Source organism: Sphingopyxis sp. YR583 (assembly GCF_900108295.1).
Taxonomy (GTDB): Bacteria; Pseudomonadota; Alphaproteobacteria; order Sphingomonadales; family Sphingomonadaceae; genus Sphingopyxis.
In genome coordinates this window covers 1,344,327-1,370,346 of the sequence record NZ_FNWK01000001.1, presented here as the reverse complement: position 1 = coordinate 1,370,346, position 26,020 = coordinate 1,344,327, and the positions used below count along the sequence as shown (strand labels likewise).

Annotated in this window: 7 protein-coding genes and 1 tRNA gene; 4 read left to right on the top strand and 4 right to left on the bottom strand. The window is 65.3% G+C overall.

All coding sequences use genetic code 11. The features are described 5' to 3' along the window. Window positions 1-2: 2 nt before the first annotated feature. Genes BLW56_RS06290 through gdhA form a run of 3 tightly spaced genes read right to left on the bottom strand, consistent with a single transcriptional unit; the run spans window position 3 to window position 4,816 of the window. On the bottom strand, window positions 3-1,973 hold the full coding sequence (locus BLW56_RS06290) for a heme-binding protein (RefSeq protein WP_093509741.1): 1,971 nt from the start codon (window positions 1,971-1,973) through the stop codon (window positions 3-5). Window positions 1,974-1,977: 4 nt separating this feature from the next. Then, complete coding sequence (locus BLW56_RS06285) at window positions 1,978-3,411, bottom strand: multiheme c-type cytochrome (RefSeq protein ID WP_093509740.1); 1,434 nt, start codon at window positions 3,409-3,411, stop codon at window positions 1,978-1,980. A 49-nt stretch (window positions 3,412-3,460) separates the two neighbouring features. Then, on the bottom strand, window positions 3,461-4,816 hold the full coding sequence (gene gdhA / locus BLW56_RS06280; RefSeq protein ID WP_093509739.1) for an NADP-specific glutamate dehydrogenase: 1,356 nt from the start codon (window positions 4,814-4,816) through the stop codon (window positions 3,461-3,463). A 158-nt stretch (window positions 4,817-4,974) separates the two neighbouring features. Here gdhA and BLW56_RS06275 point away from each other — a divergent pair, with 158 nt between their 5' ends. Beyond that, window positions 4,975-5,925 carry a tetratricopeptide repeat protein gene (locus tag BLW56_RS06275; RefSeq protein ID WP_093509738.1) on the top strand — a complete coding sequence of 317 codons (951 nt, stop codon included), beginning with the start codon at window positions 4,975-4,977 and terminating at the stop codon, window positions 5,923-5,925. Between the two features lie 195 nt (window positions 5,926-6,120). Here the strand turns inward: BLW56_RS06275 and putA are convergent, their stop codons facing one another. Then, window positions 6,121-9,216 carry a bifunctional proline dehydrogenase/L-glutamate gamma-semialdehyde dehydrogenase PutA gene (gene putA / locus BLW56_RS06270; protein WP_093509737.1) on the bottom strand — a complete coding sequence of 1,032 codons (3,096 nt, stop codon included), beginning with the start codon at window positions 9,214-9,216 and terminating at the stop codon, window positions 6,121-6,123. Between the two features lie 97 nt (window positions 9,217-9,313). Between putA and BLW56_RS06265 the strand changes: the two genes are divergently transcribed. The 3 genes from BLW56_RS06265 to BLW56_RS06255 all read left to right on the top strand — a co-directional run bounded on the left by BLW56_RS06265 (window position 9,314) and on the right by BLW56_RS06255 (window position 26,009). Beyond that, the gene (locus tag BLW56_RS06265) at window positions 9,314-9,784 is read left to right on the top strand and encodes an Lrp/AsnC family transcriptional regulator (RefSeq protein WP_093509736.1); all 471 of its coding nucleotides are present in this window, start codon (window positions 9,314-9,316) and stop codon (window positions 9,782-9,784) included. Between the two features lie 72 nt (window positions 9,785-9,856). Continuing rightward, window positions 9,857-9,930: transfer RNA gene (locus tag BLW56_RS06260), tRNA-Gly, on the top strand. Window positions 9,931-10,478: 548 nt separating this feature from the next. Further along, complete coding sequence (locus tag BLW56_RS06255; RefSeq protein ID WP_093509735.1) at window positions 10,479-26,009, top strand: autotransporter-associated beta strand repeat-containing protein; 15,531 nt, start codon at window positions 10,479-10,481, stop codon at window positions 26,007-26,009. Window positions 26,010-26,020 lie beyond the last annotated feature (11 nt).

The window sequence follows — 26,020 nt, the reverse complement described above, 5'->3', positions numbered from 1 at the left end:
GCCTATAGACCGTCGCAGACATTCTGGTTCGCCGTGTCGAGGAACGGGGCGAAAGGACAACTGATATAGCGCAGGCGAACCCCGGCGCCGACATTGACGACGACATTGTCGGACCGGATCGCTTTCGGCGCATTGCCGATGCCGCCGACGCGGGCGCCGCCGTTATGCGCCCCGAGGAAGCTGATCATGTCGTCCTGATCGATACCGTCGCCCGACACGCCAATCGCGCCGACCAGCTGATTGCCGCGATAGATGGGGACCGATCCCGGAAAGATCTGGATGCCGTTCTGCAGCCTGTTTTGCCCCGGTGCGACGTCGGGCAAGGTCGTGCAGCGTGCCGGCGTATCGGTCGGGCTGGCGCCGGAGACGAAGCCCAGATGCGCGCCGAGGTTGCCGATGATCAGGGCCGATTGCAATCCGGTCGAGAAGGGATTGAACTGCGCGATCGGGCGCGACAGCGGACCTTGCGGGCGGCCGACTTCGCCATCGGGGAAATAGGGCCGCGACAGATTCCCGTTCGCGCGGTCGGAAAAGGCGATCGTTCCGGTGAGCGCGGCGGGATTGTTCAGGAAGGTCCGCGTCGCGGTGACGAACTGGCTGACGTCGGCGCTGGCGTTCGCGTTCAGCTCGGTTCCCGCCTGCGCGCCCGAGAAAAAGGCGGCGGTACGCGCCTTTTGCAGGGACACATCGGTGCCGAAGATCGGCGCATCGGGCGAGCGGACGATGCCAAGCACCGCGCCGTGCGTGTCGACGATGCTGATCGTCACTTGCGCGCGGCTGTCGAGTGGGCGGCGAATTTGCGCGCGCGTTCGGCTCATGATGGTGAAGGCGTCCTCGAGCACTGCGCGTGCCTCGGCCAGCGTCAGCGGTGCGCTGTTCGTCGCTCCGTCGGTCCCGGCGCGGAGCGGATAGCGGTTCGTGCCGCTGCCGTCGGTCAGGACGAACGCATCGCGGTTGGAAAATTCGGCGGCGTTCGAGGCGCGGACACCCGACGCTTCGCTGCCATAGGCGACCCCGGCTGTCACCGCGGCATTGGCATAGCCGATCACCGCGACGAGATTTCCGGCGACGCCGTTGAGGCTCGCGAAACTCGCGCCGCCGTTCGACATCACCCCGGCAAAGGTCGCGTCCGAAAAGCGCAAGCTGGTTCCGTCGACGGTGATCTTGTCGGCGGTGATCGTCGAGGGCGCCTCGAACCCGCGCGTTCCCGCCAGCGCGATGAACTCCTCGGGATCATTGTCGATATCGAGGATATTGGGATCGCTTCCATAGACGCCGTCGCCCATCACCCCGATACCGCCGACGAGCACACCATTCTTGTAGAGCGGTAGCCCGCCCGGATCCGCCGCGAGGCCGAGCGGCGAGCGCTTGGGGCCGATCAGCGCCGCGGCGCCCGGCGCCCCGAAGCGCGCCGACAGGTCGCTGCACGGCAATTGGCTGAACTGCACGCCGAACAAGGGCCCGCTTTCGAGGCCGACAGTGGTCGGCGCGGGCGGAAAATGTTCCTGGACGATCTGGCTTGCGGTGCGGGTCGAGAAGGCGTTGCCGCCGCTCGACAGATAGGCGCCGGTCACTGCCTTTGCGATCGCGCCGCCCTCGGCGGGGAAGGTGACATTCTGCGCGTCGATGTTCATGCCGTTGGGCGCCGATGCGGTCGTCGCTGTCGCGCGCGCACCGTTCATGCGGAAGACGCCGAGCACATTGCCGACACGGTCGGTTACCGCGATCACCGACGGCAGATTGCGTGCCTGCGCTTCCGATATGGCCTGCGCGAGTACGCGTTCGACGTCCGCCGTGGTGAGCGCCTCGGCAGCAGGCGGCGTGTAGACCGTTGTCGGCGTGGGTGTGGGCGTCGGGGTGGGCGTGGGGGTCGGGGTTCCGCCGCCGGCTCCGCCGCCACCGCAGGAGGTGAGCAGCAGCGCCCCCATCGCAGCAAAGGCGGCCGAACGGAAAAGATGGGTCTTGCTCTGCATGATCTTACCGAAGCGCCCCGATCGAGCGCACCGCGCTGCCGAACGACGCCTGGAATTCGGACGGTTTATAGGCGTTGGGATCCTTTACCGCTGCATAAGCGCGGTCGATGTCGCCGCGGATGCCTGCCGCTGCGCCCACCGTTACCCGGCCCGACGACACCATCGCGTTGAGAAGCGTATCGACCCCCATCACAGCCTGCTGCGACCCCGAATAGTCGGTGTAGCGATCGCTGATCGCTTTCGCCGAAATCGCATCGACCATCGCGAACGCGTCGGCGCCCGAGAAACTCCGCGATGCGAACGCCGATTTCAGCGCCGCGACCGTCTGCGACAGCTGCGCCGCCGCAGCGACCGCGCTTTGCCGGTCGGTCGCCATCGCCTTGTGGAAGGCCGCAGTGCGCGCCGCGAGCTGGTCGGCGAGCGCTGGCGCGGCCAGTCGCGCTGCAGCGGCGAGCATGATCAGGTTTTCGTCATTATAGGCCGGCATGCCCTCGGGAAGATTGCGCCCCGGATTGTCGAGCCCCGTGCGCACCGGCTTCGCCTGATCGAAGATACGGCGATGGCAGCTATGACAATCGAGGAAATAGAATTCGGGGAACATCCCCTCGGTCCCGCGCCGTGTCTGGAACAGCGCGAGGCTGCGTTCGATCGCTGTCGCTTGTCCGACCGCCCACATCTGAACATGATCGGTGCGGCGGTTTGCGGCGCCAAACTTGCGCCAGCCATAGTCGGCATCTTCCTGGTGATGCGCCTGCAGCGACGAAAAGAGATCGAGTTCGAAGCTGATCCGCGGATGGCCCGCGGCCATGATGCGGTGCGTGACGAACTGGCCGTCGCCCGCCGAACCGAAGTGACAGTCGACGCACACGCCTGCGCGCACCACCGGATCCTCAAGCTTTTTCAGGCCGGCCGACAGATTGGCGAGATGCTTGTCGCGCATTTCGCGGTCGGGATCGGCGTTGGTTCCGACCCCGGCATAATGGCTGGCCAGCCAGCCGCCCGCGGGACCATGGCAGGATTCGCAGCCGACGCCGTCCTCGGCGGGCACCGCCCGCGCCGTCCCGGCGGTGCTGTGACAGCCGAGGCACATCTGCGCCTTCGACGGGTCGCCGATGCCGAGGTTGCGCGCGATGAACTGGCTGCGGTTGTTGTTGAGCACCGCCCAGGCGCGGCTATGCGCGCCGCCGGGGGTCGATGGCTCCTGCCATTTCATCAGCTCGTCCTGACGAACGACGGTGCCGTCGCCCTCCATCCGGCCATGGCAGGTCGATCCGGCACATGAGGCGACGCCGGTGTAACGCGCGCCGCTTTCGCCCTGCGAGCGGGCAGGGGGAGCGAAGACGAACGCCGCGATGGCGAGCGCGAGCAGCATCGCCGCCAGAGCGGCAAATGCCGCCCAAGGCCGATCGCCGCGCTCTTTTCCAGCGTGCGTGGTCATTCGCAGAACCCCTTTTCCCCAACCCGGCGCTTTTACGCCTTGGGCCGATTTACACTACCCCAAAAGCCAGCATCGCGTCGGCGACTTTCTTGAAGCCGGCGATGTTCGCGCCCTTCACATAATCGATATAGCCGCCACCGCGGTCGCCATAGGTCAGGCAACTCTTGTGAATGCCGTCCATGATGTCTTTCAGCATCTGCTGGAGTTCGGCTTCGCTCCAGCTCCGACGCCCGCTGTTCTGGCTCATTTCAAGGCCAGATACCGCAACACCGCCAGCATTGGCCGCCTTGCCCGGCGCAAACATGATCTTCGCATCCTTGAAGACATGAACGCCTTCGAGGTTCGTCGGCATGTTGGCGCCCTCGCTGACTGCGATACAGCCGTTGGCAACGAGCGCCTTGGCATCGTCGCCAAGCAACTCATTCTGCGTTGCGCAGGGCAGCGCGACGTCGCATTTGACGCCCCACGGCGTTTTGCCCGCCGTGAAGCTCGCACCCTTGAACTCGTCGCAATATTCCTCGATCCGGCCACGACGATGCGTCTTGTGCGTCTTCACCCAGTCGATCTTTTCCTGCGTGATGCCGTCGGGATCGTGGATGAAGCCGCCCGAATCGGACAGGGTCAGCACCTTGCCGCCAAGCTGGACGATCTTTTCTGCCGCGTGCGTTGCGACATTGCCCGATCCCGAGATAACAGCGGTCTTGCCGACCAGACCCTGGCCCTTTGCCGCGAGCATGTTGGCGAGGAAATAGACCGCGCCATAACCCGTCGCCTCGGTACGGATCAGCGAGCCGCCCCATTCGAGGCCCTTGCCGGTGAGCACGCCGGTAAACTCGTTGGTGATGCGCTTGTACTGGCCGAACATGAAGCCGATTTCGCGGCCGCCCACACCGATGTCGCCCGCGGGCACGTCGATGTCGGCGCCGATGTGGCGATAAAGTTCGGTCATGAAGCTCTGGCAAAAGCGCATGATCTCGCGCACACTCTTGCCCTTGGGGTTGAAGTTCGACCCACCCTTGCCGCCGCCCATCGGCAGCCCGGTCAGCGCGTTCTTGAACGTTTGTTCGAACGCGAGGAACTTCAGCACGCTTTCGGTCACCGACGGATGAAAGCGGATGCCGCCTTTGTACGGACCGATCGCGTTGTTGTTCTGGACACGCCAGCCACGCTGGACACGGATATTGCCGTTATCGTCCTCCCAGCAGACGCGGAAAGACACGACCCGGTCGGGTTCGGCAATGCGCCGCAAGATCTGCTGCGCATGATATTCTTCCTTGTCGGCGATGAAATCGAAGATGTCTTCCGACACTTCCTGCACCGCCTGCACGAACTCGGGCTGACCCGGGTTGCGCTTTTTCACGCCTTCCATGAACGTCGAAAAGTCGACGTGATCCGAAACTGCCATGCACCCCTCCCCTGTATGACTGGGAAAGCCGGTGCGACCCCTGACGATTTTATCGTTGACCGACCTTATATGCCAAAGGCTACACCATCGCCAAGCAAAGGCAATATGACAGCGCGCACAGTCCGTATTTTTTCGTGCGGCGCAAAAGAGGGGCAAAGATGAGCGAGAGCAACGAGATGGCCAAGGGAACGGGCCGCGGCATGACAGGTACGAACCGGGCGATATTGGTCGCGGCTTTCATTCTGTTGGCAGCCGCCATCGGCTATGCAATCTGGCGCGATTCCGCGTCGTCCGGCGCCAATACTTCCGCCGCAAACATCGCCGAGCCCACCGATCAACTCGCCGAACTGGAAGCGCGCACGAAGCGCGAACCCGGCAGCGCCGAGGCATGGACCGCGCTTGGTGCGGCCAAATTCGACATGAGCGATTTCGACGGTGCAGCCACCGCCTATGAAAAAGCTGTCGCCCTTTCACTCGAATCGGCAGGCCTCTGGTCGGCGCTGGGCGAGGCGCGGGTGATGGGAAGCGACAGCGACCCGATGCCCTCTGCCGCTCTCGAAGCTTTCAACAAGGCGATCGCGCTCGACGCCAAGGATCCGCGCGCGCGCTATTTCCTCGCGGTGAAAAAGGATATTGGCGGCGACCACAAGGGTGCGATCGAGGACTGGTTCGCGCTGCTCGCCGACACGCCGCAAGGCGCGCCGTGGGAAGCGGACCTGCGCCGCACGATCGAGCAGGTCGGGCAGATTCACAAGATCGACGTCGCTCAGCGGCTCGCGAGTACGCAGGCCCGGCCGCTGACCGCCAACGAGATGCCGGTCGCGGCGCGCGCGATTCCCGGCCCTAGCCGAGCCGATATGGAGGCGGCATCGCAGCTCCCCAAAGGCCAGCAGGACCAGATGATCGAGGGCATGGTGAGCGGGCTCGAGGCCAAGCTGAAAGCCAATCCCGCCGACGTCGACCGCTGGATCATGCTGATGCGCAGCCGGATGACGCTGGGCGAAACAGCGAAGGCTGCGCAAGCGCTGAAGGACGGGATCGCCGCCAATCCGGCGGCGGCAGCGCGATTGAAGGCACAGGCGCAGCTACTGGGTGTGCCGGGGGCGTGATTTTGAACGGGTAGATGAGCTAAAAACCGCTAAAAACAGTTGCACATCGCATGGCAAAATATAGGTTGCCCCCACTGCGGGGGGCAACCAGAACATAAGGTCGCCGCGGTAAAAGCCGCGTGACGCTTTCGGACGTATCGCCTGGGACAGCCGTCCACTCTGTATCAGGCCTCGCGGTCCATCAGAAAAACTGCCTCAGCTTGCCATCAGCGCCGCATTGCCCCCCGCCGCGGTGATGTCGGTCGAAATCGACTTCTCCTCGGCAAAACGATGCAGGTAGTGCGGACCGCCAGCCTTGGGGCCGGTGCCCGACAGGCCGCGACCGCCGAACGGCTGCGAGCCGACGATCGCGCCGATCTGGTTGCGGTTGACATAGACGTTGCCGACTTGCGCGCGCGCCGCGATATGCGCGGCAACGCCGTCGATGCGCGTGTGGACGCCGAGCGTGAGGCCATAGCCCGAGGCGTTGATCGCATCGATGAGTGCATCGAGTTCGCCGCCCTTCCATGTCGCGACGTGAAGCACGGGGCCGAAAATCTCGCGCTTCAGATCGGTGACATGATCGAGCCGGATCGCCACCGGGGGAACGAAATGGCCAGCGGCGGGCAAGTTCGTGCGGCCCGCCTCGGCAATTACGCGGCCCGCGGCGCGCGCCTCGGCGACATAGGCGGCGATGTTCGCCTGCGCCTCGTCGTCGATGATCGGGCCCACGTCGGTCGCGAGGATCGAAGGATCGCCGACATTGAGTTCGGCCATCGCGCCCGCGACCATCTCGATCATCGTGTCGGCGACATCTTCCTGCACGCACAGCAGGCGCAGCGCCGAACAGCGCTGGCCCGCCGACTGGAAAGCCGAGGCGACAGCGTCGCGCGCAACCTGTTCGGGCAGCGCGGTCGAATCGACGATCATCGCGTTCGCGCCGCCCGTTTCGGCGATCAAGGTCGCGATCGGGCCGTCGCGCCCGGCGAGGCTGCGGTTGATCATCCGCGCGACCTCGGTCGAACCGGTGAAGGCGACGCCGATGATGTCATTGTTGCTCGTCAGCGCCGCGCCGACGGTCTCGCCGCGGCCGGGGAGGTAATGCAACACATCGCCGGGAATGCCAGCTTCGAGCAGCAGTTCGACCGCCGCGTGCGCGATGAGCGGGGTCTGTTCGGCGGGTTTTGCGAGGACGCTGTTGCCTGCGGCGAGCGCCGCCGACACCTGTCCGAGGAAGATGGCGAGCGGGAAGTTCCACGGGCTGATGCACACGAACACGCCCTTGCCCTCAAGCATCAACTCGTTGCGTTCGCCTGTCGGGCCGGGGAGCGCCACCGGATAGGTGAAATCGGCACGCGCCTGCGCCGCATAATAGCGCAGGAAATCGACCGCTTCGCGCACCTCGGCAACCGCATCGACCAGCGTCTTTCCCGCCTCGTCGATCGCGAGGCCGAGGAAAAGCGCGTCATGCTCCTCGAGCAGGTCGGCAGCGCGTTCGAGCCGCTCGGCGCGGAAGGCGCCGCCAGCGAGGCTCCAGTCGCCTTGTGCTTTGCGGGCAGCCGCGACGGCATCGGCAACGGTGGCGGCATCGGCCTCGATCACCTGCCCGACGACGGCGCCGGTTGCGGGATTGCGTACCGCCTCGACCTTGCCCTGTCGCGGAACACCGCCGACGATCGGCGCCGCGACAAGATCGCTCCGCCGCGCGGCGCCGATCGCCGAAACGAGCGCTTCGGGCACGCCCGGCTCGCCAAGATCATAGCCGCGCGAATTGCGCCGGACGGGGTTAAAGAGTCCGAGGCCCGTCGCGATATTCGACGGTGCGGCGCTCGCGACGCTGCGCGGATCGACCGCAAGCTGCTCGGCGGTGACGCCAGGGTCGGAGAATTGATGCACGAAGCTGGAGTTCGCGCCATTTTCGAGCAGGCGGCGGACGAGATAGGCGAGCAGGTCGCGGTGCGTGCCGACGGGTGCATAGACGCGCACTGGGCGCGGTGGCGGGAACAGCGCAACGAGCGCGTCATGCGCGCCCTCGCCCATGCCATGTAGCCGTTGCAACTCGTAATCGGCGCCCGCGAACAGTTCGGACACAAAGGCGAGCGTCATCGCATTATGACTCGCGAACGCCGGATAGATGCAATCCTGGCAATCGCGCAGCAGCTGGGCGCAGCGCATATAGTTGAGATCGGTGTGGAGCTTTGCCGTGAACACCGGAAAGTCGCCGAGCCCCATCGTCTGCGCGCGCTTGATCTCGGTATCCCAATAGGCGCCCTTCACGAGCCGCATCGAAAGCTTGACCCCGCGCCCCCGCGCGCGGTTCGCGAGCCAGTCGATCACCGCCGGCGCGCGCTTCTGATACGCCTGGATCACGATGCCGAGCCCGGTCCAGTTGTCGGCGATGCCCGCGTCGATCAACGCGGCGAACACGTCCATATGCGGCTCGAGCCGATCGCTTTCCTCGGCGTCGATCATCAGCGGGATGTTCACCGCGCGCGCCGCCTTGGCGAGTTCGATGACATTCGGGATCAGCTCGTCGCGAACGCGCGCGGCCTGCAGATATTCATAGCGCGGGTGAAGCGCCGACAGCTTGATCGAAATGCCGTGATTGGCGTGCGGGTCGCCCGGCTTCGCGGCCTTGCCGATGCGCGCGATGGCATTGGCATAACTTTCATAATAGCGCTGCGCGTCCTCGGCGGTGCGCGCGGCTTCGCCGAGCATGTCAAAGCTCGCAAGTTCGGACTTCTCCTTGTCGGCGCGCTTGACCGCAGCGTCGATCGTCTCGCCCATCACGAATTGCTGGCCCAGCATCTTCATCGCAGCGAGCGCCGCCTGGCGAATCACCGGCTCGCCCGAGCGGCGGACCATCGACTTGAGCAAGGTCAGCGGGTTAGCCCGGCTGCCCATCGCGTCGAGCATCAGCGTCGCCGAGCCGAGCGAAAGGCCGCGCGACGACAGCGCGACGATCAGCGGGCTGTCCTCATCCTCACCGTCCTTCCAGTGGCGTCCGGCGATCTTGTCGCGGATCAGCGCATTGGCGGTCGCATTGTCCGGCACGCGCAACAGCGCCTCGGCGAGGCACATCAGAACGACGCCTTCCTCGGTCGAGAGACGATAGCGGTTCATCAGTTGCGCGACGAGCGTCTCGCGCTCACCCTCGGCCTTAGCCTTGCGAATCAGTTCGAGCCCGCGCCGCGTCACGGCGTCGACGCTGGCCGAAGAGGTGGCAAGAGCGCTACGCAGCTCGGCGACAATGTCGGATTCGCTGCGGCGGGCGAGGGCGCGGATGGGCGCGCGGTCGGGGCTTTGGGTCATGGCGCCTGATATCATATTGGCGCAAGTCGATCCGACTTGTTTTGGCGCGATTGATATATGAATTGACCAAGTTTGCGATCAATCCTAGTCGATATGAATGAAAAATTCCTCTTCCACAGTCGAACTGGATGAATTCGACCGCAAGATCCTCGCGATTCTGGGCCGCGATGGGCGGATCACCTTTACCGAACTCGCGTTACAGGTCGGGCTGTCGAAAACACCGTGCCAGCAGCGCGTGAGGCGACTTGTCGACAGCGGGCTGATCGTGGGCTTTCGCGCGATCGTCGATCCCGCCAAGGTCGGGCTCGACCATGTCGCGTTTACCGAGGTGAAGCTGTCGGACACGCGCGAGGAGGCGCTCAAACAGTTCAACACCGCAGTCCGGCAGATTCCCGAAGTCGAGGAGTGCCACATGATCGCGAGCAGCTTCGATTATCTGCTCAAGGTTCGCACACCCGACATCCGTCGCTATCGCATCGTCTTGGGCGAAAAGATTTCGAGTCTGCCGCATGTCGCAAGCACCTCGACCTTCGTCGCGATGGAAACGATCTGCGAAACGGCGCGCTGAACTTTCACCGTCGGCAAGGATTGACCCGCAGCGCGGATAGCGGCAAAGGCCGCCTATCGGCCGTTGCCGAGTGCGGGTGTAGCTCAATGGTAGAGCTTTTGCTTCCCAAGCAAGTGACGAGGGTTCGATTCCCTTCACCCGCTCCATCTTGCCGAAAACTTATATGGAACCGGCTTTCGCTCGCCAACGCAGGCGTGAGGTTCGTGCACGGCCGCCGATGACGTCCCGGCAACTTCGGCCGTCTTTTTCACAACGCATTTGACGACGTGACACCGGCCTCAGTCTTTGATGCGGATACCGTAACATACGCTGATTTACGGTGAGTCGGTAATTAATTGAAAACCATTATTTTGTAGCCCGCAGCTGTTCTCTGTCGGGTGTTCCGATGGGGCGATCTGGCGCTGTTTTCCGCGATGACCCGCTTCGGCGGCGGAGGCAGTGTGGTTGGGCAGATTGGGCGGCCTTCAGGGGGCGCATGACAATCGAAACGGTGCCGCCCGCTCTCTTGCGGCTGCGCCGGAGCCAGGGGGTCGTCGAATGAGCAGAGGTCGCGTGTTTTCTCGCGCTATACCCGGTCGGGGCGTCCCGCCCGGCGCTCCTATTTCAAAATTGCGCCCTGTCGCCGTCAAATAATCAGCCAGCCCATTGTCCCCCTCGCCTCTCCCGGCGGGTTTTTTGCGTTCGAGGATATGCCATGACCGATAAGAGGATGCTCCGCCGCGACGATCGGAACGCGAAAGTGCGTTCGCGGCGCCTTCTCTGCGGCGCTTCGCTTGCGGCCGTACTCGCGTGCGCGCCGATCGCTGCGCATGCCGAAGACCGGTACTGGGACGCCAATGGAACCGCTGTGGGTGCGGGTGGCACCGGGACATGGAACCTCGCGAACCTCAACTGGAGCCCCAATGGCGACGGGGTCAGCGGCCCCTTCGTTGAGCCCTGGAACAATGGCGATCTCGACAATGCGGTGTTCGGCGGCACGGCGGGCACCGTGACCGTGGGCGCGCCGGTGACGATCGGCAATATTACCTTCAGTTCAGCGGGCTATGTCCTGAGCGGTGGCACGATCACCTTGGGGACGTCGGGCTCGACGATCACGACCGCGACGGGGATCAGTACGATCGATTCGGTTCTCGCCGGGGCGAACGGTCTGATAAAGGCCGGCAATGGCGCGCTGGTCCTGAACGGCGCGAACAGCTTCACGGGCGATATCAATATAAATGCCGGCAGCCTTTATGCGGGGGCTGACAGCGCGCTGGGCGCGTCGGGCAACGGCATTTTCACCGCGGCCGCCTCGAATGTCCGATTGTCGATTGCCGGTGCGAGCACGTCGCGGATCGTGACGATCGGCAACGGCGGCAATTTGATCCTTGAGGGAACCGGATCGGGCGCCGCCCGCATCCGGGGCAATGGTTCGGTTCAGCTTGCCGCCAGCGGCATCACGATGAGCAACAATCTCAGCGATTATACGGGCCGCACCGTTTTTCAGGGCTGCAATGGTACATGTTCGACCCGATTCACCTCGATCGGCAATCTAGGTGAAGCGAGTTCGCTCGGCGCGCCGGTGACGGTCGCCGACGGAACGATCATCTTCAACCAGTCCAGCCAGTATAGTGACAGCATCATCTATCTCGGCGACGGCGACAGCTCGAACCGCAACTGGGATATCAACGGCGATGCGGGGCTCGTCCGCAATCAGGGCACGGGAACGCTCGAAATCACGGGCGACATCGATATTTCGGCGGGTGGCGGATTTTACGCAGAGAACGCAGATTTCCGTCTGCTAGGAATATTGAGCGGTGGCAATTATGCTTTCAACGCCTCGGCCGGGCGCCATGTTCAGCTGGGTAACGCAAACACCTTCACTGGCGTGGCGGCGCTCGCAGGCGAAATCCGCGTCGGCAAGCTCGCTGATATTGGCAGCGAGAGTTCGCTCGGCGCGGGCACGACCATCAGTCTCATCAGCGGGACGCTCAGCTATGGCGGCGCCGGCGATGCCAGCAATCGCGAATGGCTCGTCAATGGTCCCGCCAATGCAATTCAAAACAACGGCAGCGGCGCACTGAACCTGTCGGGCGCGCTTGTCTTCAACGCGGCGAGCCCCAACCCCGACACGCTGACGCTCGGCGGTAGTTTTGCGGGCACCAACATCTTCTCCGGCGTCATGTCGGGCAACGGCAATCTCGTTGCGGATGGCGCGGGCACATGGGTGCTGGGCGGCGCCAATGTCCAGCGGGGCACCGTGACCGTGAACGGCGGGACATTGCGCGCGGGCATCGCGGGGGCATTCGGTGCCGCGACCGGTTTCATCGTCAACGGCGGTACGCTCGACTTGGGCGGATTCGACCTCGTCGCGCCGTCGCTTACGGGAAGTGGCGGAACGGTTTCGCTCGGCGCGCAGACGCTGACGGTCGATGCCAAGACGGCGCAGGTCTTTGGCGGCAGCATCATCGGCAGCGGCGGGCTCAGGAAAACGGGGGCAGGCTCGCTGACCCTGACGGGCGCGAACAGCTACACCGGCGCGACGACCGTCGGCGGCGGTCGGCTCGGGCTCGATTTCTCGGGCGCGGGCGGCCCGGTCAACAACATCGTGTCGGCATCCTCGGCGCTCGTCCTGACGGGCGGTACGCTCGAGGTGGTCGGTGCGGCGGGCGAGACCAACAATCAGAGTTTCAACGGCCTGACAGTCAGCGCGGGCAGCAACACCGTCCGCGCGGTCAGTGGTGCGGGCGGTATCGTGAACCTCAATCTCGGCGCGATCGTCCGGGCGGGCGGTCTGGTCAATTTCGTGCTGCCGACGGGCGGCGCGATTACGACGAGCAATGCCGACGGCGTGCTCGGCGGCTGGGCGACGATCAACGGATCGGATTATGCGAAGGTCGTCGGCGGCGGCATCCTCGCCTTTGATGCCAGCGATTACACGGCGAAGGACGATGCCGGCACCTGGGCGGATGGCGATATCATCAGCGATACTGCGGGCGCCGCGAACTCACCCTTCTTTGGCACCGTGACCGGAGATGTCCAACTCGGCGGCCTGCGCTACACTGCCGCATCGGGATCGACGGTGACGATCGGCGCCGGCAACAGGCTGGGCATCGACGGCACGATCATCGTCGCGCCGAGCACCGCGGCGACCAATCAGCTCATTACCGGTGGCTCTCTGACCGGCAGCGCCGGCGGCGGGACGCTCGGCGTTCAGCATAATGGCACGGGCGCGCTGACCATCGCCTCGACGATCGTCGACAATGGCGGTGCAACAAGCTTTGCCAAGAGCGGCGGTGGCACCGTCCGGCTGAGTGCGGCCAACAGCTATACGGGCGGCACGACGCTGAGCGGCGGCCGCCTCGAGGTCGCGCAACTGGCCAATGGGGGTATCGCGAGCGGCATCGGCGCGTCGAGCGCCGACGCGGCAAATCTCGTCCTCGAAAGCGGCACGCTGGCTTATACCGGCGGCGTCGACGCGGTCACCGATCGCGGCATCACGCTCGTCAACGGTGGCGCCGAGCGCGCGATCCAGGTCGAGACCGGGCGTACGGTCGAGTTTTCGGGGCTGGTCACAAGTCCCGACGACGCGGGACTGACCAAGACCGGCTGGGGCACGCTGGTCCTGTCGAATGCCGCCAATGATTATGTCGGCGTCACCACGATTACCCAGACGTCGGCCGGCAACAGCACGCTTTCGGTGAACACGCTTTCCGACGGTGGCATCGCAAGTGGCATCGGCGCAGCAAGCAGCGATTCGGCAAACCTCGTCATCAGCAACGGGGCGAAGCTGCAATATACTGGCGGCACGGTCGCCATCGACCGCGGCTTTACGCTCGCGGCCGGGCAGGGCGGTATCGACGTCGCCAACGCGGCGACAACGCTGACGATCGGCGGCGTCGCCGCGGGCGCAGGGACGTTGTTCAAGGACGGCGCGGGCACGCTCATCCTCAGCGGCACCAACAGCTACACCGGCGACACGATCGTGAACGGCGGCGTCCTGCGCGCCGGATCGGCGCGCGCATTTGGTCCGGGCGGCCGCAACATGACCGTCAACAGCGGCGGAACGCTGGATCTCGGGGGCTTCGATCTTGGCTTTGCCGCCGTCATCGGCGGCGGGCAGATCGATCTTGGCGGACGCACGCTGACCACGGGCAGCGGCAGCGGCGTTTTCACGGGCCGCATTTCTGGCACCGGCGGCTATACGCGCATCGGCAGCTTCACTCAGACGTTCAGCGGCTGCAATAACGACTACACCGGCGTGACGACGATCGGCGGCAATGTCGCGATCGATTGCATCGCAAACGGCGGGCAGGCGAGCGGTATCGGCGCGTCGACGGCGGCGGCATCGAACCTCGTTTTCGCGACGGGGTCGCTGGCCTATACCGGCGCCAGCGCTTCGACCGATCGCGGTTTCGCCTTGAACGGAAACGGCGGGCTCAACATCGTCAATGCCGGCACCGTGCTCGAATTTTCGGGTAACATCACCGGCGGCGGCCAGCTTCAGAAATCGGGGGCCGGCACGCTTCTCCTGTCCGGCAACAACAGTTCGACCGGGTCGGTGCGAATCTATGGCGGGACGCTCCGCGCCGGATCGACTACCGCGCTCGGCAGCGGCGGGATTCAGTTCGAAAATGCGCCGGGCACGACCCTCGACCTCGACGGATATGATAATAGCGTCGCCTTTTTGTTCACGACGGGCGGCTTGCAGGGCGGCGCGGTCGCGTTGGGCGACGCGACGCTGACCATCACCAACGGCGGCAGCACGGGGGTCATTTTCGGCGGCGCCATTTCGGGCAGCGGCGGCTTGGTCAAGACCGGGGGCGGCTATCAGCAACTGTCGAACTGTTCGAGCAGCTATAGCGGCTCGACCGTCATCAATCAGGGCATTCTCGCGGTAGCCTGTCTCGACGATGGGGGTGCGAACAGCTCGATCGGTTCGTCGTCATCGGCGGCGAACAACCTCGTGCTGAGCGGCGGTACGCTGCAATATGTCGGGTCCGGCGGAAGCACGAACCGCCAGTTCACCCTTGGCGCCTCGACGGCGAGCAAGCTCGATGCGTCCGGTACCGGCGCGATCGCCTTCACCCACGCCGGGCCGCTGACCTTCGCCAGCGCGAACACCGCGCAGACGCTGACACTGGGTGGCACAAGTACGGCGAACAATATCCTTGCCGCGCAGATCACGAACAATGGCAGCGGCGTAACACGCCTGACCAAGACCGACGCCGGCACGTGGATTCTGACGAATCCGGGCAGCACCTATACCGGCATCACCACGATCAGCGGCGGCGTGCTCGGCGTCGACAAGCTTTCCAACGGCGGACTCGCCAGCAGCATCGGGGCTTCCTCCAGCGCCGCGGCGAACCTTGTGATCGGTAACGGATCGACGCTGCGTTATACCGGCGCGGGCGACACGACCAACCGGCTGTTCACCCTGTCGGCAGGCGTGACCTTCATCGAATCGTCGGGCACCGGCGCGATCGTCTTCACCGACACCGGGCCGGTAACGCTGGCGAGCAACAACCAGGCGCGGACGATCGCGCTCGGCGGCACCAATGGCGGCAACAACACGCTCGCGGGGTCGATCGGCAATGCCGGCACGGGCGTCACGACGCTGGCCAAGAACGACAGCGGCACATGGGTGTTGACCGGCAACCACAGCTACACCGGCTCGACCAACATCAACGGCGGCACGCTGTTCGTCGGCGGCGGCGGCACGACCGGTTCGATCGCCAGCGCGCTCGTGAACAATTTCGGCACGCTCGGTTTCAATCGCAGCGATCTGCTCGCCTATGGTGGACACATCGTCGGCACCGGCTCGCTGCGTCAGGCGGGGACGGGGACGACCGTCCTCACCGGCACCAATAGCTACACCGGCGGCACGACGATCGATGCGGGTACGCTCCAACTCGGCAATGGCGGGACGACGGGCAGCATCGTCGGCGACGTCGTCGACAATGGCGCATTCGTGTTCAACCGCTCCGACCTCGTCAACTTTGCCGGGACGATATCCGGCAGCGGTGTCGTGCGGCAGATCGGCAGCGGTACGACGGTTCTGTCGGGTATCAACAGCTACGTTGGCGGGACATCGATCCTCGGCGGCACTCTGCAGGTGTCGGCCGATGCCAATCTCGGCGCAGCGGTGGGCGGCCTCGCCTTCTCGAACGGCACGCTGCGCACCACCGCATCCTTCGCAAGCGCACGAAACGGTGTCCTGACCGGTACCGGAACAATCCTCACCGACGCCGGAACGACCTTTGCGTTGAACGGACTGATCTCGGGCGCGGGCGGCCTCACGAAGTCGGGCGCCGGCATTCTGACGCTCGGCGGCAACAACAGCTATGCCGGCGCGACCGATGTGAACGCCGGTACGCTGCGTATCAACGGCAACCAGTCGGCGGCGACGGGTCTTGTGACCGTGGCGTCGGGGGCGACGCTGGCGGGCAGTGGGACGATCGGCGGCAACGTCAATGTGCTGAACGGCGGCATCCTTGCGCCGGGCAACAGCCCCGGCACACTCAATATCAATGGCGACCTGTCGCTTGCAGGCGGTTCGGTGCTCAACTTCGAATTCGGGCAGGCCGATGTTGCGGGCGGCCCGCTCAACGACCTCGTCAACGTCGGCGGCAATCTGACACTCGACGGCACGATCAACGTCAGTGTGTCGCCCGGGGGCAATTTCGGCGGCGGCCTTTATCGCGTGTTCAACTATGGCGGCACGTTCACCGACAACGGGCTGACGCTGGGTTCGATGCCTGCGGGCAGCAATGTCACCGTCCAGACCTCGGTCGCGGGTCAGGTCAATCTGATCAACAGCGATGGCTTGGCGCTCAGCTTCTGGGACGGCACCGGGGGCCCCAAGTTCAACAATGCGATCGACGGCGGCAACGGCAGTTGGCACCTCGGCGGCGTCGACAATAACTGGACGGGCGCGGACGGCAGCATCAACGCCGCTTATGCCGATGGCACTTATGCCATTTTCGCGGGCGCTCCGGGCACGGTCACGGTCGATAACGGCGGCGGCGCGGTCACCGCGACGGGCATGCAGTTCGCGACCGACGGCTATACGATCAACGGCGCGCCGCTGACGCTTGTAGGCCCGCAATCGCTGATCCGCGTGGGCGACGGCACCGCGGCGGGCGCAGACTTTACCGCGACGATCGCCGCCAACCTCAGCGGTGCGTCGCAACTGGTCAAGACCGACGCCGGTACGTTGGTGCTGGCCGCGGCAAACAGCTACACCGGCGGCACGCTGATCAACGGCGGCGTGCTTTCGGTGGGCGCAGACAGCTTCTTGGGCACCGGCGGGGTCACGCTCGATGGCGGCACGTTGCGGCTGACCGACCTCACCTTCTCCAGCGCGCGCGCGTTCGATCTGGGCGCAGCCGGCGGCGCGATCGAGGTCACCAATCCCACGACGACCGCCATCCTTTCCAATGGAGTGACGGGCAGTGGCGGACTGACCAAGCTTGGCGCGGGTACGCTCCAGCTTGGGCAAGCGAACAGCTACACCGGCGGCACGACGATTCAGGACGGCATACTCTTCATCGGCAGCTTCAGCGGCAACACCACCGCCTCGATCGTGGGCGACGTGGTCAATAACGGGACGCTGCGCTTCGGCCGTGCGGATGCCTACACCTATGCGGGGGCGATCACCGGCACCGGCTTCCTCGACATCGTCGGTACAGGCGTGACGACGCTGACTGGCAACAGCAACTATGGCGGTGGGACGAGGGTCAATGGTGTGGGCGGCGAGCTTCGTATCGCCGGCGGTGCAAAGGTCGCTTCGGGCGGCTCGACAACGATGGGTCGCTCGACGCTGAGCGTCGACGGTGCGGGATCGGAGTTCAGCACTGCAGCGATTGGCGGGAATATAGCGGGCAACGGCTCGACCATCGTGCTGGTTACGAACGGCGGCACGCTCCGGACCACGACCGGCGATCTCAACCTCAGAGCTCTGACTGCCGCCGTTCAGTTCAACGTCGATGGCGCGAACTCGCTGGCCGATCTTGCAGGCGGGGTTCAGGGGAGCGCCAGCTTCAACGCGCCGTTCAGTACGACGATCAGCGCCGGCGGCATGCTGCGAACCGCGGGTGCGAGCCAGATCGGTTTGACGACCAGCAATACCAACCCCATTGCAGTCACGATCACCGGCACCGGTTCCAATTGGACGAGCGGCAGTTCGCTGCTGATGACCGCGGGCAATTTCAGTGTCGATCAGGGCGGCGCGGCCAGCTTTACGTCGGCGACCTTCGGGGCGGCACCGCAAGCGGCAAGCCTGTCCGTGTCGGGAGCAACTTCCCGTTTCGCCACGACGGGCGATCTGGTCATCGGCAGCGGGAACGGCACGGGTGTGCTGACGCTAACCGACGGCGGGCGGGTCGATGTGGGTGGGACATTGATTCTCGCGAACAGCGCTGGGGCGGCGGGCAGTCTCAACATCGGCGGGGTTGCGGGCGACGCTGCGGCGGCCGCGGGCTTCCTCACCGGCGCGATCGCCTTCGGACCCGGCACGGGCGAACTGAACTTCAATCACACCGGCACCGACTATGGTTTCTCCAACGCCATCTCAGGCGCGGGTAGTATCAACCATGCGGCGGGCACCACCCGCCTGACCGGCGACAGCTCGGTCTTTACCGGCACGACGTCGGTCGCGGGCGGCACGCTGCTGGTCGACGGCACGCTTGGCGGCGCGGCGAGCCTGATCAATGTGGCAACGGGCGGCACGCTCGGCGGTACCGGGACGATTGGTGGTAATGTCGCGATCCTCGACGGCAACCTCAATCCGGGTGATATCGGCGGGATTCCAGGACGGCTGACGATCGCCGGCAACCTGAGCCTTGCTTCGGCTGCGACACTCAACGTCGATTTCGGTCAGGCGAACGTCGTCGGCGGCGCGCTCAACGACCTGATCGAGGTCGGCGGCGACCTGACGCTCGACGGCACGCTCAATGTTGCCGTGCCCCCGGGCGGCAGCTTCGATCCGGGCCTCTATCGCATCATCAACTATGGCGGGTCGCTGACCGACAACGGTCTGACCGCCGATTCGGGCTATTTCGTCCAGACCTCGGTCGCGAACCAGGTCAATCTGGTCAACACGACTGGCCTCACCATGCGTTTCTGGGACGGCGTCAACGGCGGCAAGAATGACGGCGTAATCACCGGCGGCGACGGTTTGTGGCAGGCCAGCGGCGGCAACGACAACTGGACCGAATATGACGGTTCGGCGAACGCGCCCTTCACCGACGATGCCTTCGCGGTCTTCTCGGGCGTCGGCGGCACGGTGACCGTCGATGGCTCGCTCGGCGCTGTCGCGGCTTCGGGCATGCAGTTCGCCAGCGATGGCTATATCATCGCGGGCGACGACATCGCGCTCGTTGCGCCGGAATCGGTCATTCGCGTCGGCGATGGTTCGATCGGCGGCGCGTCCTATATCGCGACGATCGCGACGAACCTCTCGGGCATCGGCGATGTCATCAAAAGCGATCTCGGCACGCTGGTGCTGACCGGCACCAGCAGTTTCGTCGGCGAGACCAATGTGCGCGGCGGCGAGTTGCGGCTCGCAAATGGCGGCACGCTGACCAACGCGGAGGGCATGATCGGCCGCGATGGCGGTGAGCAGGGCATCGTCACCGTCACCGGGACGGACGCGGGCGGCAATGCTTCGACATGGACCAACACGGGTATCCTCCGCGTTGGCCGCCTCGGCACCGGCACACTCAACATCCTCGACGGCGGCATCGTGACGGTCGCTGACATCGCTTATATCGGCGATGATATAAGCGGTCAGGGCACGGTCACGGTTTCGGGACAGGGTGCGAGCGGCAATGCCTCGACATGGACCGGGGCGAGCGACATCGTCATCGGCGAGTTCGGTAGCGGTACGCTGAACATCACCGCCGGCGGCCAGGTCAGCAACCAGTCGGGCTGGATCGGGTCGAATGCCGGTGCGCAAGGCATCGTCAACGTCTCGGGCGTCGGTACCAATGGCGTCGCCTCGACCTGGATGAACAATGCCGACCTGTTTGTCGGTTACGACGGCAACGGGACGTTGAACATCACCGACGGCGGCAAGGTCGTTAGCGTCGGGGGCCAGGTCGGTGGCAACAGCGACAGCTTGGGCGAGGTGCTTGTCAGCGGCGCGGGCTCGTCGTGGGACAACAGCGGGCGGATCAACGTCGGCCTGTTCGGCACCGGAACGCTGCGCATCGAAGGTGGCGCCAGCGTTACAAGCAATGACGGCATCGTCGGCGGCTCAGCGCAGGGCGACGCGGTCGTCTCCGGTACGGGTACTTCTTGGGTCAACAGCCAGCAACTGAATATCGGCAGCTTCGGCGCCGGCTCGCTACGCATCGAAAACGGTGCGAGCGTATCGAGCAACCAGGGCTATATCGGCGCCAATGCCGTCGGTAGTGCCGTGGTGACCGGGGCCGGCTCGAACTGGCTGGTCACCGATTTCTCGATGACCGTCGGCAATGACGGCACCGGTTCGCTTTTGGTCGAGAATGGCGGGCTCGTCCGCGCCGAAGGCGGCTTCGCACTCGGCCTCGCGGCCGGCGCGAGCGGGACCGTCGCCGTCACCGGTGCCGCGGGCAACCGCGGCATCGTCGAAACCAGCCAGATCGGCGGCGGGCTTGGCACCGTCGACTTCTCGCTCGATGGCGGCGTGCTGCGCGCGACGCAGGATGAAGCCGCATTTTTCGTCGATTTCGGCGCGAACGACATCACGCTCGGCGCAAACGGCGGAATCATCGACACCGACGGCCACGACATCGGCGTCGCTCCGCGCTTCACCGGCGCGGGCGGGCTGACCAAGGACGGCCTTGGCGCCCTGACGCTGACTGGCGGGAACAGCTATGCGGGGGCGACGCTCGTCAACGCGGGCACCCTGTTCGTCAACGGCGACCAGTCGGCCGCGACCGGCCTCACAACGGTCTTTTCGAGCGCGACGCTTGGCGGGACCGGCACGATCGGCGGCGATGTCGTCATGCAGGGCGGGGCGATCCTTGCGCCGGGCCAAAGCGCCGGAACCCTGACCATCAACGGAAACCTGTCGCTCGCGGGCGGTTCGATCCTCGACTATGAGTTCGGACAGGCGAATGTCGCGGGCGGCGCGCTCAACGATCTGGTCAATGTCGGCGGCGACCTGATCCTCGACGGGACGATCAATGTTTCGACATCGGCGGGCGGCACCTTCGGACCCGGCATCTACCGCGTCTTCAACTATGGCGGCGCGCTGACCGACAACGGACTGGCGCTGGGGACGATCCCCGGCGGCGCTGCGGGCGTTTCGGTCCAGACCGGGATCGCGGGACAGGTGAACCTCGTCAATTCGCAAGGCTTGACGCTCAGCTTCTGGGACGGTGCGGCCGGGCCGAAGCATGACGGTACGCTCGACGGCGGTGACGGCGTGTGGCGCATCGCCGGTGGCTCGAACAATTGGACCGACGCCAACGGTACGATCAACGCCGATTATGCGCAGGACAGCTTCGCGATCTTCGCGGCGGCACCGGGCACCGTGACGATCGACAACAGCGGCGGCAATGTTCTGGCGTCGGGCATGCAGTTCGCAGCCGACGGCTATGTGCTGACGGGGGACGCACTAACGCTGACCGGCGCGCAGGCGATCGTCCAGGTCGGCGACAGCAGTGCCGCGGGTGCGGGCTATACCGCGACGATCGGCGCCGACCTGACCGGGACGGCGATGCTGGTCAAGACCGACGCGGGGACGCTCGTCCTGTCGGGAACCAACAGCTATGCTGGCGGCACGGCGATCAATGGCGGCACACTCCGAATTGCGTCCGACGCCAATCTTGGTGACACGGCGGGGGGATTGGCATTCGGCGGCGGTACGCTGCACACGACTGCCGATGTCGTGTCGGGCCGTGCGGTCGACCTCGTCGGCAGCGGAACCTTCCTGACCGACGCCGGCCTGACGCTTGCGGGTATGATCTCTGGCGCAGGCGACCTGACGAAGGACGGCGCGGGCACGCTCGCCCTGACAGTGGACAATGATTATGCCGGCGGCACGTCGATCCTTGCCGGACGGCTGGAGATCGGTGGCGGCGGGACGAGTGGCGCGATCGTGGGCGATATCGTCAACGACGGCATTCTCGCGTTCAACCGGTCGGACGACAGGGTCTTTGCCGGCCTGATCACCGGCGGCGGTTCACTCGAACAGATGGGTTCGGGAAGGACGATCCTCACCGGCGACCATCTTTTCACGGGTGGTACGACGATATCGGCCGGCACGCTGCAAGTCGGCGACGGCGGCACCTCGGGCTCGATCACCGGTGATGTGGTCAACAATGGCCTGTTCGTCTTCAGCCGTACTGACACACAGACCTTCGCGGGCGTGATTTCGGGCAGCGGTTCGGTCGACCAGAACGGCGCGGGCACCACGATCCTGACCGGCAGCAACAGCTATACCGGGACGACGAGCGTCAGTGCGGGCACCCTGCTCGTGAATGGAGACCAATCGGCCGCGACGGGCGCAACCAACGTGGGCGCAGGCGCGACACTGGGCGGATCGGGCATCATCGGCGGCAATGTGTTCGTCGACACCGGCGCGACGCTCGCCCCGGGCGCGAATGCGCCCGGCACGCTCACGATCAACGGCAATCTCGCACTCGCGGCGGGCGCGACGCTCGGCTTCGAATTCGGCCGCGCGAACGACGTAGGCGGCCCACTTAATGATGTGATCAACATTGGCGGCGATCTTGTGCTCGACGGCACGCTCGATGTGACGGTGCCCGTTGGCGGCGCCTTCGATATAGGCCTTTATCGCATCGCCAATTATGCCGGTTCGCTCACCGACAACGGTCTGGCCCTCGGTACGTTGCCAGCCGGCGCCAATGCGCAGGTGCAGACATCGATTGCGGGTGAAGTGAACCTGATCAACATCGGCGCCGCGACGCTCAACTTCTGGGACGGCGCCGCCGGGCCGAAGTTCGACAATGCGGTAAACGGTGGTGACGGCGTGTGGCAGAACAGCGGCGGCAACAACAATTGGTCCGATATCAGCGGCGCGGTCAACGCGGGCTATGACGATGGCGCCTTTGCCATCTTCTCGGGCAGCGCAGGAACCGTCACAATCGACAACAGCCTTGGCGCGGTGTCGGCGTCGGGCCTGCAATTCGCGACCGACGGTTACCTGATCACCGGCGACACGTTGACGCTGGATGGCGCGCAGGCTGTGATCCGCGTCGGCGACGGCACTGCTGCGGGTGCTGCCTATGTCGCGACGATCGACGCCGAACTCGCGGGCGCGGCCGGGCTGGTCAAAACCGACGCAGGCACGCTCGTCCTGGCTGGCAGCAACAGTTATGCGGGCGGGACGTCGATCAATGGCGGCACGTTACAGATCGGCACCGACGCCAATCTGGGCGCCGCCGGCGGTGCGATTCGCTTCGACGGCGGCACGTTGCAAACGACGGCGACCCTCTCGTTGGCTCGTAGCATCGATCTGATCGGCAGCGGTGGGTTCCAGACCGGCGCGGGAACGACGCTGACGCTTGCCGGTCCGCTTTCGGGCACTGGCAACTTTACCAAGAGCGGCAGCGGTACGCTGGTATTGGACGGCATCGGTACCTACGGCGGCGCAACGGTCGCGAACGGCACGATGTTCGTCAACGGCAACTATGCCGCGGCGACGGGCGCCACCAATGTCCTCGCCGGCGCTGTACTGGGCGGCACCGGCACGGTCGGTGGCAACGTCACGCTGGCCAACGGCGCCGTGCTCGCTCCGGGCGCCGGAGCGGCGGGCACGCTGACGATCGGCGGCAATCTGTCGCTGTCGGCGACGACGCAGCTCGATTTCGAATTTGGTGAGGCCGGCGCGGTGGGCGGTACGCTTAACGACCTCGTCAACGTCGGCGGTAACCTCGTCCTCGACGGCGTGCTCAACGTGGGGGTTCCGACGGGCGGCGCATTCGACGTCGGCGTCTATCGCATGTTCAACTATGGCGGCACGCTTACCAACAACGGCATCACGCTCGGCACCATGCCGGCGGGCGCCAACGCCAATGTCCAGACGTCGATCGCGGGCCAGGTCAATCTCGTCAATTCGGCGGGACTGACACTCAATTTCTGGGACGGCGCAGCCGGACCCAAGAATAATGGCACGATCAACGGCGGAAACGGTGTTTGGCAGGCAAGCTTCGGCAATGACAATTGGACCGGCGAAGATGGCGCCGTAAACGCTGGCTATACCGACGGGGGCTTTGCCATATTCGGTGGCACCGGCGGGACAGTCACGGTCGACAACAGCCTTGGCGCCGTGTCGGTCGCGGGCATGCAGTTCGCGGCGAACAATTATGTGATCACCGGTGGCGACATCGCCTTGACCGATGCCACGGCGACGGTCCGCGTTGGCGACGGCAGCGCGGCGGGCGCGGGTTTCACCGCGACGATCAATTCTGCGCTCACCGGCGCGGCCGGGCTGGTCAAGACCGACGCGGGAACGCTCGTCCTTGGCGGCGCCAACGCCTACACCGGCGGCACGCAGATCGTCGGCGGCACGCTTCGTATCTCGCGCGACGCCAATCTCGGCGCGGCTAGCGGTGCGGTGACGCTCGACGGCGGCACGCTCGAAACGAGCGCCGACCTCACCAGTGCGCGCGGTTTTGTTGTGGCAGGCGGCGGTGCGATCGCGACTGCGGCCGGCACGGTCTTCACATACAACGGCCTCTTCTCGGGCACGGGCGGGTTGACCAAAAATGGCGCGGGCACGCTGCGCGTTACCGCCGATAACAGCGGCTTTGCTGGCAGCACGGCCGTTGCCGGCGGCACGCTCGCCGTGCAGGGAAGCCTCGGCGGCGCGGTCACCGTCGGCTCCGCGGGCCGCCTCGAAGGCGCGGGCCGCGTCGGCAGCCTCGTCAACGCGGGCGTCGTTGCGCCGGGCGAAGGTATCGGTTCGCTGACCGTCGCGGGCGACTATACCGGCAACGGCGGCGTGCTCGAGATCGAGGCCGCGCTCGGCGGCGATATGTCGCAGGCCGATCGCTTGATCGTGAACGGCGCGACCTCGGGCAATACGCGGGTTACCGTTGTCAATCGCGGCGGCGCCGGCGCCCCGACGGTCGACGGCATCAAGATCGTCGACGTTGCGGGTGCATCGAACGGCACCTTCACGCTCGATGGCGACTATCTGTTCGACGGCGAGCAGGCGGTGGTCGTTGGCGCTTATGGCTATCGCTTGTACAAGAATGGCGTTTCGACGCCGCAGGACGGTGACTGGTATCTGCGCTCGGCGCTGCTCGCGGGCGAAAATCCGCAAGGCCCGCTCTATCAGCCGGGCGTCCCGGTTTACGAGGCCTATGTTGGCGCGCTGCAATCGCTCAATCGTCTGCCGACGCTGCAACAGCGTGTCGGCAACCGCTCATGGGCGGCATCACCGATCGCCGGTGCGGGTCTGTGGGGCCGGTTCGAATCCGAACGCCAGCGTCCCGACGCGCTCGTCTCGACAAGCGATACCGACCGCAAGGTCGACCAGTGGCAGGCGCAGCTCGGGCTCGATGCGGTGCTGGCAGAACGCAGCGATGGCGCCGCGCTCGTCGGCGGGCTGACCGCACATTATGGCAAGGCGGACAGCAGCGTCGCGTCGATCTTTGGCAATGGCGCCATCGACACGCAGGGCTATGGCGTCGGTGCGACGATGACCTGGTATGGGCCGCAGGGCTTTTATGCCGATGGTCAGGTCAAACTCAGCTGGTTCGACAGCGATCTGGAATCCAATATCCTCGGATCGCTCGCCCGCGGTAACAAGGGCGACGGCCAGGCCTTCAGCCTCGAACTCGGCAAGCAGACGGCAATCGGCCGCAACCTCAGCATCACGCCGCAGGTCCAGATGAGCTATGCGAAGGTCGATTTCGATCGGTTCGCCGATCCTTCAATGGCCGCAGTTTCGGTCGCGAAGGGCGAAAGCCTGAAGACCCGCTGGGGTCTGGCGATCGATCATCAGGCGAGTTGGAAGGGCCGCGCGGGCGATACGCGCCGCACGCGTCTCTATACCGTCCTGAACCTCGGCTATGAGTGGCTCGACGGTGCGGTCTCCGACGTATCGGGCACGCCGATCGCCCATCGCGAGCACCGCCTGTCGGGCGAACTGGGGCTGGGCGGCAGCTATAGCTGGGGCGATGATCGCTTCACCCTCTATACCGAAGTGTCGGGCGATACCGCGATGGCCGACTTTGGCGCGGGATATAATCTGAAGGGTAGCGCCGGGTTCCGGGTGCGCTTCTGATGCGACTGAGC

Coding starts and splice junctions, on each gene's coding strand:
- BLW56_RS06255 (WP_093509735.1), top strand. CDS start 10,479: ATGACCGATAAGAGGATGCTCCGCCGCGACGATCGGAACGCGAAAGTG.
- putA (WP_093509737.1), bottom strand. CDS start 9,216: ATGACCCAAAGCCCCGACCGCGCGCCCATCCGCGCCCTCGCCCGCCGC.
- BLW56_RS06285 (WP_093509740.1), bottom strand. CDS start 3,411: ATGACCACGCACGCTGGAAAAGAGCGCGGCGATCGGCCTTGGGCGGCA.
- gdhA (WP_093509739.1), bottom strand. CDS start 4,816: ATGGCAGTTTCGGATCACGTCGACTTTTCGACGTTCATGGAAGGCGTG.
- BLW56_RS06265 (WP_093509736.1), top strand. CDS start 9,314: ATGAAAAATTCCTCTTCCACAGTCGAACTGGATGAATTCGACCGCAAG.
- BLW56_RS06290 (WP_093509741.1), bottom strand. CDS start 1,973: ATGCAGAGCAAGACCCATCTTTTCCGTTCGGCCGCCTTTGCTGCGATG.
- BLW56_RS06275 (WP_093509738.1), top strand. CDS start 4,975: ATGAGCGAGAGCAACGAGATGGCCAAGGGAACGGGCCGCGGCATGACA.